Here is a 16,175-nt window from a genome sequence, read left to right on the forward strand (position 1 = left end):
ACGCCGGGCGCCCTTCCCCCGGACCACGGGGGAAGGGCGCCCGGCGTTGCCGCGGATCGGCCGGTCAGCCGAGCGGGGGCGGAGCGTCCCCGGGCGAGGTGCCCCAGGCCGAGGGCGCGTCGCCCACCGTGAAGGAGAGCGAGCGGGCCGAGCGGATGTCGTCCGTGGTCAGGTAGGTGCGTGACTGCTTCGCACCGTCGAGTCGGGCCGACTGGATGTAGCGCTCGGTCTCCGAGGCGCCCGGGGCGCTCACCGTGAGCGAGCCGCGCGGGTAGTACCGGCGGTCGAGCTTGATGTCGACGCGCTCGAACGCGGGCGTGGACAGGCCCCAGGTGTCGGTGCCGGGCTGGACCGGGAAGACCCCGATCGAGGACAGCACCATCCACGCGGACATGGTGCCCAGGTCGTCATTGCCCGTCATCCCGGTGGGGCCGTTGGTGAAGAGCGTCAGGGCCGCGTGGACCACATCGGTCGTCTTCCACGGCTGGCCGGTGGAGAGATAGGTGTACGGGGCGATGAGGTCGGGCTCGTTCTGCGGGTTGTACTTGTCGGCGTTGTAGTACGCGTACGGGCCGTTGACCCAGACCTCACGGGCGGTCTTCGCGGGGTCGGCCAGCAGCTCGTCGTACGCGAAGAAGGAGTCGAGCCGCCGGTTGGCGGCGTCCTTGCCGCCGATCAGGTCGACCATGCCGGGGATGTCCTGCGGCACCATCCACTGGTACTGCCAGGACGTGCCCTCGTGGAAGCCCTCGCTCTCGGCCGGGTCGGCCGGTCCGGTGAAGGCTCCGGCGGCGTCGCGGGCGCGGAAGAAGCCGGTCGACGGGTCGAAGATCCTCCGGTAGTTCTGCGCGCGGGCGTCGTACCGGGCGGCGTCGGCCTTGTGGCCGAGGTCACGCGCCATCTCGGCGAGCGTCCCGTCGGACAGGGCGTACTCCAGGGTGGCGGAGGCGCCGTGGTCGTAGTCGGAATCGCCGGGCTTGGCGTGCTCACGGCCCTTGACGTACGGGGCGAAGCCGTCCTTGAGGTACTCGGCGTTGGCCTCCCGGCCGACCGGGGCGGAGTCCGCGGGCGGCACACCGTCCGCGTTCTTCTTGAGGGCGCGGTACGCCTGCTCCTCGTAGCCCTTCAGCAGTCCCTGCTGGTAGGCGTTGGTGAGGAAGGGGGTGACCGGGTCGCCGGTCATGATATTCGTCTCGACCGTGCCGTAGCCCCACTTGGGCAGCCAGCCGCTCTCCGCGTCGATCCGCAGGACCGATACCGCCATGTCACGCGACTCGCGCGGGGCGAGCAGCGAGAGGAGCTGGGCCTGGGTGCGGTAGGTGTCCCAGAGTGACCAGTTCTGGTAGTAGGTGAAGGCCCCGTGGGCATCGACGGCGCGGTGCTTCTTCTGGTCCCAGCCGGTGTAGCGGCCGTCCACGTCGCTGCCGATGTTGGGCGCGAGGAAGGACCGGTAGAGGGAGGAGTAGAAGGTGCGGCGCAGCTCGTCGCTGCCGCCCTGGGCCTTCACGCCTTCGAGGCGGTCCTCCCAGTCGCGCTGCGCGGCGCGCTCGACGCGGTCGAAGCCGCGCCCGCCCTCGGCGCGGAGGTTGAGGGCCGCGCCCTTGGCGTCGACGTAGCTCAGGGCGGTGGTGGCCTCGACGGTCCGGTCCTTGCTGGTGTCGAAGCGGAGCCAGGCGCCGTTGCGCGCGTCGGTGGCGGAGGACTTCTTCGAGCCCTCGGTGACGGTGTCGCCCTTCCAGGTGCCGGAGGTGGTGAACGGCCGGTCGAAGTGGGTGACGGTGTAGACCGTGTACGGCTTGGTGTCCTGGCAGAAGCCGCTGCCGGTGATCGCGGTGCGCACGGTGCGGCGGTCCAGGATCTCGACCTCGGACGAGAGGGTCCTGTGCAGCGACTGGCCCGCGTTGAGCAGCACGTTGGCCTTGTCGGTGGCCGGGAAGGTGTAGCGCTGGACGCCGGTGCGCCGAGTGGCGGTCAGCTCGGCGTCGATGCCGGTCTTGAGCCCGACCTTGTAGTAGCCGGGGCTCGCCTTCTCGTCGTCGTGGCTGAACTCCGCCGCGTACGTCGCGTAGTCGGTCTCGGTGACGTCGCCGGTGGTGGGCAGGGTCGGCAGATCGCCGCCGAGTCCGCAGCCGACGCCGGAGAGATGGACGGCGGAGAAGCCGCGGATGTGGTTCTCGCCGTAGTCGTATCCGGTGTTGTGGCCGGTGTCCGGAGAGAGCTGCACCATGCCGAAGGGCACGGAGGCGCCGGGGTAGGTGTTGCCCTCGTTCTGGGTGCCGATGAACGGGTTGACCAGATCGGTCAGCCGGCCGTCGTTGCGCGGCGCGGCCTCGGCCGCGGCCGTGGCCCCCGTGGTGAGGACACCGCCCAGGAGGGCTGCGGCCGCGAGTGCGGCCGCGGGGCCGCGCAGTCTCGGCCGTGGGGTCCGGTGCATGGGCATACTCCTTCGGACAACGTTGTCAGAGCGCGATCATTCTTGGTTCCCCGTCAGCCCCCGTCAAGAGGGCGGACGGGCCCGGTCCGGCCCGCCCGCGAGGGCCGGACCGGAGCGGGCCGTACGGATCAGCCGGCGGGGCACCCCGCCACGGTGGGCTGCGAGGCGTCGTGGATCAGCGCCTGCTGGGCGTCGTGCACCCGCTTCACATCGGGTTTGACGATCCTGCGGTCATAGGTGAGCAGACCGTTCAACTCGCCTTCCACGTCGGAGATCTGCGTGTACACGGCGCCGTTGCCGCCCTTGCAGGCGAGCGCGTGCACCTCGTCGAGCTTGGCGAGGTAGTCGTCCGTGTAGGTGGCCGGGTCGACGGCGATGTACGACTGCTGCACGGCCCAGGCGTGGCCCGGGACCGCCAGACCCAGTCCGCCGTACTCGCCGCTGATCAGGGCGCGCCGGCCGTCCGGCTTCGGCAGCGCCGGACTCGGGTAGCCGTGCTCGTCGATGATGTCACCGGTGCCGCCGTCGACGCCCAGGTTGATCCCGGACATGCTGTTGACCAGGCGCGTCGGGTCCCAGGACTTGGCCTGGTCGGCGATGCGGGCCTCGTCGTACTGGCCCCAGCCCTCGTTGAAGGTGACCCACATGACGACGGACGGGTGGCTGGAGTGTTCGTCGATCATCTCCTTCATCTCGTGCTCGTACTCGGTGCGGGCGGCGGCCGACGGGTTGACGGTGTTCATCGCCGGCATGTCCTGCCAGACCATCAGGCCCAGCTTGTCCGCCCAGTAGAACCAGCGGTCGGGCTCCACCTTGATGTGCTTGCGCACCGAGTTGAAGCCCATCGCCTTGTGCATCCTCAGGTCGTACGCGAGTGCCTCGTCGGTGGGCGCGGTGTGCAGCCCGTCCGGCCAGAACCCCTGGTCGAGGGTGGCCATCAGGAAGACCGGCTTGCCGTTCAGCACGGTGCGCGGGGTGCCGTTCACCTTCTCGACGGCGATGGACCGCATCCCGAAGTAGCTGCCGACCCGGTCGGAGCCGACGGTGACCCTGAGCTGGTAGAGGTGCGGATCGTCGGCGGACCACAGGTGCGGGTCCGGGATCCGCACCTTCAGGGCCGATCCGGTCCGCCCGGTGGCCGTGCCGACCTTGCGCCTGCCGTCGTACGCGGTCGCGGTGACGGGGACACCGTCGCGTACGCCGCGCACCTCGACGGCGACGCTCCTGCCCGGGACGTCCGGGGTGATCTTCAGCGAGTCCGCGTGGTCGGCGGCGACCGGCTCCATCCAGACGGTCTGCCAGATGCCGGAGGACGGGGTGTACCAGATGCCGCTGGGGTCGAGGCGCTGCTTGCCCATCGGCGGGTTCTCGCCGTCCGCGGCGTCGGTCGGGTCGTAGACGCCGACGATCAGCTCCTGGGTGCGGCCGGGCTTGAGCGCGTCGGTCACATCGGCGCTGAACTTGTCGTAGCCGCCCTTGTGTTCGGTGACCTGGTGCCCGTTGACGTACACCTCGGCCTGCCAGTCGACCGCGCCGAAGTTGAGCTGGAGCCGCTTGCCCGAGCCGACCTTCCAGTTCTTGGGCACGGTGAAGGTACGGCGGTACCACATGCGGTCCTCGTGCCGTTCGATCCCGGAGAGCTGGGATTCGACCGGGTACGGGACGAGGATCCTCTCGCCGAGCTTCCTGCCCACCGGGGGCCGCTCCCCGGCCTTCGCCGCGGCGAACTCCCAGGAGCCGTTGAGGTTCTGCCAGTTGTCACGGGTGAGCTGGGGGCGCGGGTACTCGGGGAGCGCGTTCTTCGGCCCCACCTCGTCGGCCCACTTCGTGCTCAGCTCGTGCGTGGAGCGGTTCGGCCCGCTGGACCAGAAGGCGCCGACCCGCTTGCCGTCCTCTCCGGCCAGTGCGCCGTCGCCGTCGTAGCGGATGTCGGCCAGACCGGTGGCGTTGCCGGCCTTGTTGCCGACGACCGGCTCCTTGAGGGCGACGGTCAGGCTGCGCGGGTCCTTCGGGTCGGCCCTGACCGCGCCGAGCGGCCACTCGGCGCCGCCGATCACGGCGTCGAGGTGGTTCACCAGTCCGGCCGGGAGCTTCCCGAGCTTCTGCGCGAAGTCCAGCTTGAGGGTGCGGCCGTCCGCGAGCACGGTGGCGGCGATCGCCCCGTCGTACGCGAAGTCGTCGGGCAGCCGGAAGGCGGACTGCGGCACCGGTACCTTCGTGCCGCCGGGCTCGGTCCACTTGAGGTGGAGGTTCGAGCCGCCCTCGTGCTCGAAGTACTCGACCTTGAAGTCGTAGGCCTTGCCCGCGGTCAACTCGACCGGCTCCGAGGTCTGTTCCTTCTCCCAGTCGTCGACCCAGTGGTCGATGACCGGTTTGCCGTCGATCCAGAGACGGAAGCCGTTGTCCCCGATCATGGCGAAGGTGTGGGCGCCGGACTTCTCCGGCACGATCTTCCCGGTCCACCGGATGCTGGCGTCGTCGGCCTGCCCGGTGGCCGAGGTCAGCCGCGACTCCAGGCTCTGGAAGTCGATGGCGGGGTCGAATCCGGTGGCCTTCAGCTCACCGAAGTCGAAGGCTCCCGGGGCGGACTGGGTGTAGTACTCCCCCTTGAGCCCCTGCACGTCGGCCGGGCTCCGGGGGTCCTGGTCCGCCGCGGAGGCGGCGGGTACGGCGGACAGTCCCGCGGCCCCGACGACGGCGGCGAGCAGCAGGGCAAGCTTCTTTCTGATGCGCACGGATCCTCCTTGCGAGGAAGGGTGGCGGCTCGTTGCAACAGGATGTACAACGTTGGAAGGAATGGCAGTTGGCATGACAGCACGACCGATGCGGCCCTGTCCAGGTGCATGACATCCGACTCTCGGGAGGGAGCAACACCGGGAGAACCAGCGGCACATCGGCGTGGCACGGGGCAGGACGCGCCCCCGCCGCGCCGCCCTTCGGCACGACCGCGACCAGGGACTCGGCAGCCCGGGAAGCGCCCCCGGGGCACGGCAACGGACAGGACCACCGGCCGGCGGCCGGATGACCGCACCCCGCCGGCAGCCGCTCCGCCCGCCCCGGCAGAACCGGCGAGGCGGCGAACCGGCGAACCGCCACGCGGAACACGGTCTATGCGCGCCCCGCCGCTCCGGGCGCGCTGTCGAAGACGCAGTCACCGCACAGGCCGCCGCCCGGAACGCGGTAGTAGAGGCAGCAGGTGGTCCGGCGGAACCCGGGGCCGTGCGGGGCGCCGGTGTCGCGCAGCCCGTGGTGGTCGAAGAGCTCGGCCGCCAGGGCTCTGGCGCGGGCGGCGACATCCGGTCTGCCGTGCGTACGCGCCCAGCCGGTCAGCTGGCGCACGGTTCCGGCCAAGGCGGATCCGGCGTTGCCCCGCAGGAGGCGGGACGAGACGGGCGTGTCGCGGCGGATCGCCGCGGCGAGCGGTTCGAGATGGCCGTACTGGACGACGTCCCTGATCCGGGCCGCGGTGCCCGGCAGCGGCTCGGCGGAGTCCGTCCAGAGGTCCTCGGGCGCCGGCCGGTCCGGGTCCCAGTGGAGGTTCTCCGCCCGCAGGTCGGGGAAGCGGCCCGAGAGTGCCGCCGGGCCCAGCGCGCAGGACCACAGCCGTGCGGCCAGGCCCAGCTGCGCGACGGAGGCGGCCACCCGGCGCTCTGCCGTGCCGAGCCGCTCGGCGACGGTGTCGATCCGGGAGGTGAGCGGCGCGGTGTCCCCCTCGTACAGGCGGGCCAGCGCGCGGTGTCCGCCGTCCGGTGACGGGACCGTCCCGAGCGCGAAGAACACGCCCACCGAGGCCGCTCGCGGCTCGTCCATCGTGCTGTCGCCCTCCGCTTCCCCGGCCACCTGTCGTGACGCCGCGGACACCAGGAGTGCCACGGCTCGCGGTCCACCGTATCCGTACGGGATGATCGTTCTGACGTCGGCGGCAGGGGGGACTACCGTCGGGAGGAGGACACCGTAACCACTGCCGTACTACCAAAGCAGTACGCCGGATCGCCGTCTCAGGGACGACGACGCGGCGGCTTTGAAGGGCCATCGTGGTGTACATGAGTTCCCTCGCGCTGTCCGTGCTGCTGTCACTGGTCTCCGCGGTCGCCTACGCGGCCGGCGCGATCGTCCAGGAGCGCGTCGCCACGGCCTCCGACGGCCGCTCGCTCGCTCCGCTGCGCAACCGGGTCTGGTGGGCCGCGGTCGTGCTGAACGGCGTGGGAGCGCTTCTGCACGTGGTGGCGCTGGCCTACGGTCCGCTCAGCCTGGTGCAGCCGCTGGGCGCCCTGACCATCGTCTTCGCCCTGCCGATGGCCGCCCTCTTCGTCCACCGCAGGGCCGGGGCGACGGCCTGGCGCGGCGCGGTCATGGCGACCGTCGGGCTGGCGGGCCTGCTCGCCCTCACCGGAAGCTCCGACGCCCACACCCTGGACGGCCCGCAGCAGCTGATGCTCGGCACGGTGACGTTCGGCGCGGTGGCGGCGCTCGTCCTGGTCTCGAAGGCGATGCGCCGGCCGGTGATGCGGAGCGTGGTGCTGGCCGCCGCAGCGGGTGTGGCGTTCGGTATCGCCTCGGTGTTCACGAAGACCGTGGCCATGGAGTGGACCTCGGGCTCGGTGCGGACCGGCCTGCCCGCCCTGCTGGTGATCGCGGCCCTCGCCGCCACCGGGCTGCTGCTGTCGCAGGCCGCGTACCGGGGCGCGGGTCTGACCGCCCCGCTCGCCACGGTCACCGTGGTGAACCCGGTCGTCGCGGCGGTCGTCGGCCTCACGCTGTTCGGTGAGTCGTTCCGGCACGGCACCGCGGGCGCCATGCTCGCCCTCGCCTGCGGGGTCGTCGCGGCCGGCGGGCTGATCCTGCTCACCACGGAACGGATGGGCGCGGAGCGCCGACGGGCCCAGGAGGCGGCGGACGGCGGGGCGCGGAAGGCCGGGCAGAGCGCGGACGGGGCTCCGGACGCCCCCGCGCCGCCCGGCCCGGACGCGTCTCCGGCCCTAGCGGGGCCCGGCGCGGAGCCAGGGGATTTCGGCGGGCCCGCCGGCACTCCGGACCCGGCGGGCGAGACAGGGCGGCCGGCCGGGGCACCGGCGGCCGCGTCGGCGTTTTCCGAACCCGCGGAGCCGGGACCCCCGACCCCGGAAGCGTTCCCCGGCCGGCTGTCGCTTCCTGTACGGATTCCGCCGCCGGAGCGCCGCTCGGTACAGGCCGGGTACGGTCCGCACACCGCGGGCGCGGGACGCGGCGGATCGCCCGCCGGGTCCACCGCCTCGCCCGCCGCTGCCGGCGCCACAGCCGTGACGGCCGATGACGCCGCTCGGGGCGGGACCGTTCAGATCTTGACGCCGCCCGCCCTGAGGTAGGCCAGCGGGTCGATGTCGGAGCCGTACTCGGGGCCGGTGCGGACCTCGAAGTGCAGGTGGGGACCGGTCACGTTGCCGGTGGCGCCGGACCGGGCGATGCGCTGGCCCTCGCCGACCCGCTGTCCGGCGCGTACGTGGAGCGCCGACAGGTGCCCGTACTGGCTGTACTTGCCGTCGCTGTGCCGGATGACGATCTGGTAGCCGTACGCCCCTCCCCAGCCGGCCGTGACGACCGTGCCGGAGGACATCGCCTTGACCGAGGTGCCGGTGGGCACGGGGAAGTCGACGCCCGTGTGGTATCCGCTCGACCAGGCACCGGCCTGCCGGTACTGGGTGCCGGTACGGGCTTCGACCGGGGCGGTGATCCCGGCGTGCTTCGCGGTGTGCCCGCTCTTGTGGGCCTCGGTCTTCCTGGCAGTCTCAGTCTTCTTGTGGGTCTCGGTCCGGTGGGTCTCGGTTTTCTTCGGTGCGGGCCGGGCCTGCTGCTTGGGCTGCGCCACCGGGCTGGGGTGTGCCGGCTTGGCCGTCTGCTTCGGGTGCGCCTGCTTCGGTGCGGGCTGCGCCGTCCGCTTCGGCGCGGCCTGCCGGGCCGCCGGCTTCGGATCGGCCTTCGGGACGCTCTTCGTGGCCGCCCTCGGGGACCCGGCCAGGTCGAGGCTCAGCCGCTGGCCGGGGAAGATCAGGTCCGGGTCGTCACCGACGACCTTGCGGTTCGCCGAGTACAGCCGCTGCCAGGCGCCGAGGTCGCGGTCGGCCGCGATCCCGGAGAGCGAGTCGCCGCTCGCCACCGTGTACGAGCCGCGCTTCCCGGGCACCGATGCCGGCGTACCGGCCGCCGGGGGCTGCTCCGTCCGGGTCTTCGCGGGCGTCGAGGTCTTGGATTCGGCCGCCGCCCGCTTCGGCGCCGCGACCTTGGTCGTCCGCTCGGTCTGCGGGCTGATGTCGGGAGAGTCACCGCCCCGCGCCAGCCCGGCCCGCGTGGAGCAGAGCGGCCAGGCGCCCGGCCCCTGCCCCTTCAGGACCTTCTCCGCGATGGCGATCTGCTGGTCCCTGCTGGCCAGGTCGGCGCGTGGCGCGTACTCCGCGCCGCCGTACGCCGCCCAGGTCGACCGGGTGAACTGGAGCCCGCCGAAATAGCCGTTGCCGTTGTTGATGTGCCAGTTTCCGGTGGACTCGCAAGCGGCCACCTTCTCCCACACATCGCCCGATGCCGCACCCGCCGACGCGGCCGTGATCAGCGGGAGGGCTAGTCCCGCACCGCCCGCCGTGACCAGTACCGAGACCCGGTTGATGCGGCTCGGCTGATATCTGCGGTGCCGTCCGTTCGCGGCCATGACTTGGCTCCCCCACTGACAGTAGGACACGTCGCAAGCGGTCAACTTATGTGCTGACAGCCGGTGATGACAAGAGCGCGACCGGTAACCCGCCTCAACCCCCGCGCAGCCGTTCCCCATTGACACGGTCGACGTCGGCCAGCGACGCTGGCCCAGGCACGACGGGAGAGCGCTCTCCGGCAACCGGAGCGCTGGGGTGAAGGGACATGGCCGTCATGACGGACGAAGAGATCGACCCGCTGCTGGAGAAGCTCGACGCCACGCAGAAGGCGCGTCTGCTGACCGGCGGGAGCACCTGGCGCACCCACCCCGAACCGGCTGTCGGACTGCGCGCCCTCACCCTCTCCGACGGACCCGCCGGGGTACGCGGCGAGACGTGGGACGAGCGCGAGACCTCGCTCGTGCTCCCCTCCCCGACCGCGATGGCGGCCTCCTGGGACGAGCGGCTGCTCACGGATCTCGGCGCGCTGCTCGCCGCGGAGGCCCGCCGCAAGGGAGTGGACGTGGTCCTCGCCCCGACCCTCAACCTGCACCGCTCGCCGCTGGGCGGGCGGCACTTCGAATGCTTCTCCGAGGACCCGCTGCTGACCGGGCGGACCGGGGCCGCGCTCATCAGGGGCATCCAGTCGGGCGGGGTCGCCGCCACCGCCAAGCACTTCGTCGCCAACGACGCCGAGACGGACCGGCTGACCGTCGACGTCCGCATGGACGAGCAGACCCTGCACGAGGTCTATCTCGCCCCCTTCGAGGCAGCGGTGGAGGCCGGGGTGTGGGCCGTGATGTCCGCGTACAACAAGGTCGACGGCGTGACGATGTCCGCGTCCCCGCTGCTGGAGAACCCGCTCAAGAGCGACTGGGGGTTCGACGGCACCGTCGTCTCCGACTGGGGAGGCGTGCGGACCCTCCTGGACACCGCCCGCTCCGCGCAGGACCTGGCGATGCCCGGACCCGACGGTCCCTGGGCGACCGGCCTGCTCGCCGCCGTGGAGCGGGGGCTGGTCCCCGCGGAGGTGATCGACGACAAGGTGCGGCGGCTGCTGCGGCTGGCGCGTCGCGTGGGCGCGCTCGGCTCCCCCGGACCGGTACGGCGGCCCGCGGTGGCCCCGGCCGCCAGGCGGGCGCTGCTGCGCCGCGCCGTCGCCGCCGGTTCGGTACTGCTCCGCAACGACGGGCGGCTGCTCCCGCTCGATCCGGCGGCGCTGCGCTCGGTCGCGGTGATCGGCCCGCACGCCTCTGCGGTACGGATCCAGGGCGGCGGCAGCGCGGAGGTTTTTCCCGACTCCGTGGTGACTCCGCTGGCGGGGATCCAGGAGGCGCTGGGCGGGGACGCGAGGGTGACCTACCGGCCGGGACTGGCGCGGTCGCCGCTGCCCCGCCCCCTCGGCCGGGACTGGTCGCGCGACCCCCGGTCCGGGGAACCGGGCGTACTCGTGCGGCTGCTGGACGCGAGCGGGGCCGAACTCCACGCGGAGCACCGGCTGTCCGGCCGGATCGTGGAGCCCTCCGTCACGGTCGGGGGCGCAGCGGCCGTGGAGATCCGGGCCCTGGTCCGGCCGCCCGTGGGCGGGGTGTGGACCTGGGCGGTGGGAGGCTGGGGCGACATCTCGCTGTCCGTCGGCGGCCGGGAGGTGCTGGCCGGGACCTTCCCACTGGACAGCGACGATCCGACCCGGGTCCATGTCGCGCCGCCCGAGCACCGCGTGCGGGCCGAACTCGTGGCGGGCGAGGAGGTGGAGGTGGTGGCGCTGCGCTCGCTCGCGCCGCGTTCCGGAGTCGCGACGGTCCTCGCCGCCGCCCCGCCCGCCGGGGACGCATCCGCCGCGCTCGCCGAGGCCGTGGCCGCCGCACGGGCGGCGGAGGTCGCGGTGGTGGTCGTGGGGACCACCGAGCAGAGCGAGTCGGAGGGGCACGACCGCGAGAGCCTCGCCCTGCCCGAGGGCCAGGACGCACTCGTCCGCGCCGTGGTGCGGGCCAATCCGCGCACGGTGGTCGTGGTCAACTCGGGCGGCCCGGTCGCCCTTCCCTGGCACTCCCGGGTGCCCGCCCTGCTGCTCGCCTGGTTCCCGGGGCAGGAGGCCGGCGGCGGGCTGGCGGACGTGCTGTTCGGCCGGGCCGAGCCCGGCGGGCGGCTGCCGACCACCTGGGGCGCCGCCCAGGACGACGCACCGGTGCTCGACACCCGGCCCTCCCCCGACGGGCGGCTGCGCTACGAGGAGGGCCAGCACATCGGCTACCGGGCCTGGCTGCGCTCCGGCTCCGCGCCTGCCTACTGGTTCGGCCACGGCCTGGGCTACACGGACTGGGAGTACGAGGAGCTGACCGCCCCGGCCGGAGCAAGGGCCGGGGAGCCGTTCGACGTACGGGTCCGGGTGCGCAACTCGGGCCGCCGGTCCGGCCGCGAAGTGGTCCAGGTCTATCTCGCCAGGAGCGGGTCCGCGGTGGAGCGGCCGGTGCGCCGGCTGATCGGATACGCGGCCGTCCGGGCGAGGCCTGGGGAGAGCGCGGTCGCGGTGGTACGGGTGTCCGGGCGGGCCCTGGCGCACTGGTCGGCGGAGCGGCACGGCTGGGAGACGGAGCCCGGCGGGTTCACGCTGCTGGCGGGCCGCTCGGCGGGCGAACTGCCGCTCACCGCGACGCTGACGGCGACCGGGCCGGCGCCCTCGCCCGGCACCGGTGTTCCGGAGGCGGCGCACCGCGATGGAGAGCGCTCTCCGTCGGTGCTATAAATGCGCTCATGACGGATGATCTGCGCTCGGCCGGTACACCCACCCTGGAGGACGTGGCGAGGGCGGCCGGAGTCTCCCGCGCCACCGTCTCCCGGGTGATCAACGGAGTACGCAATGTCGATCCGGTGATCCAGGAGGCCGTGCGCCGGGCGGTCGCCAGCACCGGATACGCACCCAACCGCGCGGCGCGCTCGCTGGTGACCCGGCGCACCGACGCCATCGCGCTGGTGGTCTCCGGCGCCGGGGTGGAGACCGAACCGGCGGACGGGGCACGCCCGGCCGGCTCCGGGGCCGCGGAGGCCGGCGAGCCCGACACCGGTTCCGCCTTCACCGCGCAGGTGTTCGCGGACCCGTTCTTCGGCCGGGTGGTGACCGGGGTGGTCAACTACCTGCGCCCCCGCGGCATGCACCCGGTGCTGATGTTCGCCGAGACGTCACGGGCCCGGGAGGACGTGGTCTCCTTCCTCCGCCAGGGCAGCGCCGACGGCGCGCTGGTCGTGTCCACGCACGCGGAGGACCCGCTGCCGGGCCTGCTGACGGACGCGGGGCTGCCCGCGGTGCTGTACGCGAGGCCGGCCCGCCCGGTCCGGATCAGCTATGTCGACCTCGCCCACCAGGACGGCGCCCGGCTGGCGGCCGAGCATCTGCTGTCCCGGGGCTGCCGCCGCATCGCGACGATCACCGGGCCGCTCGACGTACCGGCCGGGCAGGAACGGCTGGCGGGTTTCCGTGACACGCTGACGGGGCTCGGGCACCCGTACATCCCGATCGCGGAGGGGCAGTTCACCCAGGAGAGCGGTGAGGCCGCGATGGAGCGGCTGCTGGTCGAACATCCCGACGTGGACGCGGTGTTCGCGGCCAACGACCTGATGGCGGTGGGCGCCTGCCACGTCCTGCGGGAACACGGGAAACGGGTGCCGGAGGACGTCGCGGTGATCGGGTTCGACGACAGCAGCGCGGCGTCCGCCTGCCGCCCGCCGCTGACCACGATCCGGCAGCCCGTCGAGGCGATGGCCGCCGAGATGGCCCGGTTGCTGATCGAGCGGCTGGCGAAGCCGGACGGGGCGGCCACCTCCGTGATCTTCGAACCGGCCCTGGTGGTGCGGGACTCGGCGTAGGAGCTGTCCGGCGAGCGCACTCCGTACCGGCCCTCCAGGACGCTGGACCACCGCGTATGGCGGCTGGAGCGGCTGGCCCGCGGGATCGTCACGGAGGCCGGACAGGACCGGGACCAGGCGTATCCGGAGTTCCGTCAGGCCCGGAACCGCTATGCCGCGCACGCTCGGGACGGTCTCGGCGTCCCGGGGCCGCGGTCCCCGGGACGTGGTCCGGCCGGCCGCGCGGCGTCCCGCGGGCCTGCCGTCGTCCTCGCCGCGGCGACCCCGGGGCCGGCGAGCGGCCCGTACGGCGCCGGCCCACCGCCCCGTCCGGAGTCCGTGCCGCCCCACGTCACGCCGGCGCGTGCGGCGTCCACGCCACCACCCCCGCAGCACGCCGCGCCGCCTTTCACGCCCCCTCAGCCCGTCGCGTCCGGAGCGGTCTGCGGGTGCTCCCGCTTGCGTACGGCGTCCGCGGCGGTCCTGAACCCCGGCGCCGGGGCGTTGGGCAGGGGCTCGGGGGCCGGGCGGCTGCCGCCTCTGGCGAGGAAGTCGGCCAGCGGCAGCGTCGCGGCGCCGACCGTGACGGCGTCGGGGCCGAGGCGGCCCATCTCGATCGTGGTCCGGGCCGCGGCGTGCCGGAGCGCGTACTCCTGTGCGTAGCGGCGGATGTCGGGCAGCAGGTGCGGTCCGATCAGCAGGCCCGCCCAGCCGCCGAGCAGGATGCGTTCGGGCAGGAAGAGGTTGATCAGGTCTCCCAGCGCCGCGCCCAGGCATTCGGCCGTCTCGTCCAGGAGCGACACCGCCAGCGGGTCGGGCTCACCGCCGGGGCCGGGGTAGGCCGCGGCCAGCAGCGCGGCTAGCGCGGTCTCGTCGTCGGCGTCGGCGGCGAGCGGGCCGCCCGCCTCGTGCCAGCGCTCGCGCATCGCCTCGGCGCCCGCGTACGCCTCCAGGCAGCCGATGGAGCCGCAACGGCAGCGGCGTCCGCGCAGCTGAACGGTGGTGTGCCCCCATTCGAGGGCCATGCTGCTGCGGTCCTCGTCGAGCAGGTCGCCGTGGTTCACGCAGGCTCCGACACCGGAACCGATGAGCGCGATGGCCGAGGCCCCCGCGCCCCGGCCGCCGCCGAACCACATCTCGGCCTGGCCCAGCGTCTTGGCGCCGTTGTCGATGAAGAACGGCACCTCCGGCGGGACCCGGACGGCCGCGCGGAGCAACTGCTCGAAGGGGACGGCACTCCAGTCGATCGTCTGGCCGTGGACGACGGATCCCACATCGCCGACGGCGCCGTCCGGGGCGTCCCGCTCGATGATTCCCGGGACGCCGATCCCGATGCCGAGCAGCCGGCGCGGATCGGCTCCGGCGTCGCGGAGCACATCGGCGACCCCGCTGCGGACGTGGCCGACGATGCGGCCGACGTCGTAACCGTGCTGGGCCAGCAGCCTCTCGGTACGGGCGAGTTCGGTGAGGGCGAGGTCGAAGAGCTCCACCCTGATCCGGGTCTCCCCGATGTCGATGCCGATCAGGAGGCCGCCCGCGGGTGCGACGCGCAGCAGTGTGCGGGGGCGGCCGCCGTCGGACTCGACGACTCCGGCCTCCTCCAGGAGGCCCTCGGCGTCAAGTTCCGTAACAACGTTGCTGATGGAACCCGAGCTCAGCCCGGTGGCGGGACCGAGCTCCTGGCGGCTCAGCGGGCCGTCGAAATACAACCGTTGCAATACCCTCGCCCGGTTGCCCCGTCGCAGGTCACGCACGGTCCGTCTGTTGCGCTCAGCCATGTGGCTCCTTCCCTTCCCGCAACATACCGTGACCGCGGGACTTGACGCGACCTTCTCTCAGCTCTTAAATCACGTCATAAATTAAGTCCTGAAGACCGTTCGATTCTCGAACACGGCCTTCCTCCCCGGAAAGGGGCCATCCCGCATGCGCAACGTCAGAGCCGCAGCAGCAGTCACCCTCGCGATCTCCATCGCCGCCGGCGTCACCGGCTGCGGAGGCGGCTCGTCCGCCTCGGGCGGCAGCAACGATTCGCCGAAGACCCTCACCTACTGGGCGTCCAACCAGGGCCCCAGCATCGAGGCCGACAAGAAGATCCTCACCCCCGAGCTGAAGAAGTTCGAGAAGCAGACCGGCATCAAGGTCAAGCTGGAGGTCGTGCCCTGGGCCGATCTGCTCAACCGGATCCTCGCCGCCACCACGTCCGGTCAGGGCCCGGACGTGCTGAACATCGGCAACACCTGGTCGGCGTCGCTCCAGGCGACGGGCGCGCTGCTCCCCTGGAACAAGGAGAACTTCGACGCGATCGGCGGCCGGGACCGCTTCGTCGAGTCGGCGGTGGCCTCGGCCGGAGCGGAGGGCAAGGACCCCTCCGCGGTGCCCCTGTACTCCCTCGCGTACGCCCTCTACTACAACAAGAAGAGCTTCGCGGAGGCGGGCATCAGCAAGCCGCCGGCCACCTGGGACGAGCTGGTCGCGGACGGCAAGAAGCTCTCCAAAGGCGGCAAGTGGGGGCTGGGTGCCGAGGGCTCCAACCTCTCCAACAACATCCACCAGACCTTCGTCCTGGGCCAGCAGCACGGTGCGGACTTCTTCGACAAGTCCGGCAAGGCCACCTTCACCTCCGACGGCGCCGTCGCGGCCGTGAAGCAGTACATCGACTTCATGGCCAAGGACAAGATCATCGCTCCGGGCAACGCGGAGTACGCCCAGAACCAGTCCCTGACGGACTTCGCCAAGGGCAAGACCGCGATGGTGCTGTGGCAGGCCGCCGCTTCCACCTTCGCCTCCCAGGGCATGAAGCCCGAGGACTGGGGAGCGGCCCCGGTCCCCGTCGCGGACGGCACCCCGGGCACCGGCAAGAACACCAACTCCATGGTCGCCGGCATCAACATGGCGGTGTTCAAGAACACCAAGAACATCGACGGCGCCAAGAAGTTCGTGAAGTTCATGACCAGCGACGCCGAGCAGAAGCTGCTCAACAAGACCTACGGATCGATCCCGCCGGTCAAGACCGCCCAGGCCGACGAGGCGTTCTCCGCCCCGGACCTGAAGGTCCTGCGCGACACCCTGTCCACCAGCGCGGCCCCGCTGCCGCAGGTGCCGAACGAGTCGCAGTTCGAGACGGCCGTGGGTACGGCGGTCAAGGAGCTGTGGGCCGACGCCGCGGCCGGACGCCCCGTGACCACCGAATCCGTCAAGGCGCGCCTGGAAAAGGCCCAGCAGACGATGCAGCAGTAAGG

Annotated in this window: 9 protein-coding genes; 4 read left to right on the top strand and 5 right to left on the bottom strand. The window is 72.5% G+C overall.

The features are described 5' to 3' along the window. Positions 1-64: 64 nt before the first annotated feature. The 3 genes from ACIP89_RS30815 to ACIP89_RS30825 all read right to left on the bottom strand — a co-directional run bounded on the left by ACIP89_RS30815 (position 65) and on the right by ACIP89_RS30825 (position 6,244). On the bottom strand, positions 65-2,434 hold the full coding sequence (locus ACIP89_RS30815) for a GH92 family glycosyl hydrolase (protein ID WP_402117756.1): 2,370 nt from the start codon (positions 2,432-2,434) through the stop codon (positions 65-67). 128 nt (positions 2,435-2,562) lie between these two features. After that, positions 2,563-5,244 (bottom strand): PA14 domain-containing protein, encoded by a 2,682-nt coding sequence (locus tag ACIP89_RS30820; protein ID WP_402117758.1) that lies wholly within the window; start codon positions 5,242-5,244, stop codon positions 2,563-2,565. Between the two features lie 298 nt (positions 5,245-5,542). After that, complete coding sequence (locus tag ACIP89_RS30825; protein WP_402117821.1) at positions 5,543-6,244, bottom strand: (2Fe-2S)-binding protein; 702 nt, start codon at positions 6,242-6,244, stop codon at positions 5,543-5,545. Positions 6,245-6,468: 224 nt separating this feature from the next. On the opposite strand from ACIP89_RS30825, the gene ACIP89_RS30830 reads away from it, so the two are divergent. Continuing rightward, positions 6,469-7,779 carry a DMT family transporter gene (locus tag ACIP89_RS30830; protein WP_402117759.1) on the top strand — a complete coding sequence of 437 codons (1,311 nt, stop codon included), beginning with the start codon at positions 6,469-6,471 and terminating at the stop codon, positions 7,777-7,779. On the opposite strand, the gene ACIP89_RS30835 is transcribed toward ACIP89_RS30830, so the two are convergent. Next, on the bottom strand, positions 7,749-9,113 hold the full coding sequence (locus ACIP89_RS30835; RefSeq protein ID WP_402117761.1) for a transglycosylase family protein: 1,365 nt from the start codon (positions 9,111-9,113) through the stop codon (positions 7,749-7,751). The genes ACIP89_RS30830 and ACIP89_RS30835 overlap by 31 nt on opposite strands. Positions 9,114-9,319: 206 nt before the next feature. On the opposite strand from ACIP89_RS30835, the gene ACIP89_RS30840 reads away from it, so the two are divergent. Both ACIP89_RS30840 and ACIP89_RS30845 read left to right on the top strand, forming a co-directional pair. Next, a complete protein-coding gene (locus ACIP89_RS30840; protein WP_402117763.1) occupies positions 9,320-11,839 on the top strand; it encodes a glycoside hydrolase family 3 C-terminal domain-containing protein in 2,520 nt (839 codons plus the stop codon). 8 nt (positions 11,840-11,847) lie between these two features. Further along, entirely contained in the window at positions 11,848-12,957 is a 1,110-nt protein-coding gene (locus ACIP89_RS30845; protein ID WP_402117764.1) for a LacI family DNA-binding transcriptional regulator, read from the top strand. Positions 12,958-13,355: 398 nt separating this feature from the next. Here the strand turns inward: ACIP89_RS30845 and ACIP89_RS30850 are convergent, their stop codons facing one another. Beyond that, complete coding sequence (locus ACIP89_RS30850) at positions 13,356-14,714, bottom strand: ROK family protein (RefSeq protein WP_402117766.1); 1,359 nt, start codon at positions 14,712-14,714, stop codon at positions 13,356-13,358. A 145-nt stretch (positions 14,715-14,859) separates the two neighbouring features. Between ACIP89_RS30850 and ACIP89_RS30855 the strand changes: the two genes are divergently transcribed. Further along, positions 14,860-16,173 carry an ABC transporter substrate-binding protein gene (locus ACIP89_RS30855; protein ID WP_401924931.1) on the top strand — a complete coding sequence of 438 codons (1,314 nt, stop codon included), beginning with the start codon at positions 14,860-14,862 and terminating at the stop codon, positions 16,171-16,173. Positions 16,174-16,175 lie beyond the last annotated feature (2 nt).

Source organism: Streptomyces sp. NPDC088730 (assembly GCF_044751215.1).
Taxonomy (GTDB): domain Bacteria; phylum Actinomycetota; class Actinomycetes; order Streptomycetales; family Streptomycetaceae; genus Streptomyces.

Excerpts from the sequence above, each read along its gene's own strand:
- ACIP89_RS30815 (WP_402117756.1), bottom strand. The coding sequence starts at position 2,434 with ATGCACCGGACCCCACGGCCGAGACTGCGCGGCCCCGCGGCCGCACTC.
- ACIP89_RS30820 (WP_402117758.1), bottom strand. The coding sequence starts at position 5,244 with ATGCCAACTGCCATTCCTTCCAACGTTGTACATCCTGTTGCAACGAGC.
- ACIP89_RS30825 (WP_402117821.1), bottom strand. The coding sequence starts at position 6,244 with ATGGACGAGCCGCGAGCGGCCTCGGTGGGCGTGTTCTTCGCGCTCGGG.
- ACIP89_RS30835 (WP_402117761.1), bottom strand. The coding sequence starts at position 9,113 with ATGGCCGCGAACGGACGGCACCGCAGATATCAGCCGAGCCGCATCAAC.
- ACIP89_RS30840 (WP_402117763.1), top strand. The coding sequence starts at position 9,320 with ATGGCCGTCATGACGGACGAAGAGATCGACCCGCTGCTGGAGAAGCTC.
- ACIP89_RS30845 (WP_402117764.1), top strand. The coding sequence starts at position 11,848 with ATGACGGATGATCTGCGCTCGGCCGGTACACCCACCCTGGAGGACGTG.
- ACIP89_RS30850 (WP_402117766.1), bottom strand. The coding sequence starts at position 14,714 with ATGGCTGAGCGCAACAGACGGACCGTGCGTGACCTGCGACGGGGCAAC.
- ACIP89_RS30855 (WP_401924931.1), top strand. The coding sequence starts at position 14,860 with ATGCGCAACGTCAGAGCCGCAGCAGCAGTCACCCTCGCGATCTCCATC.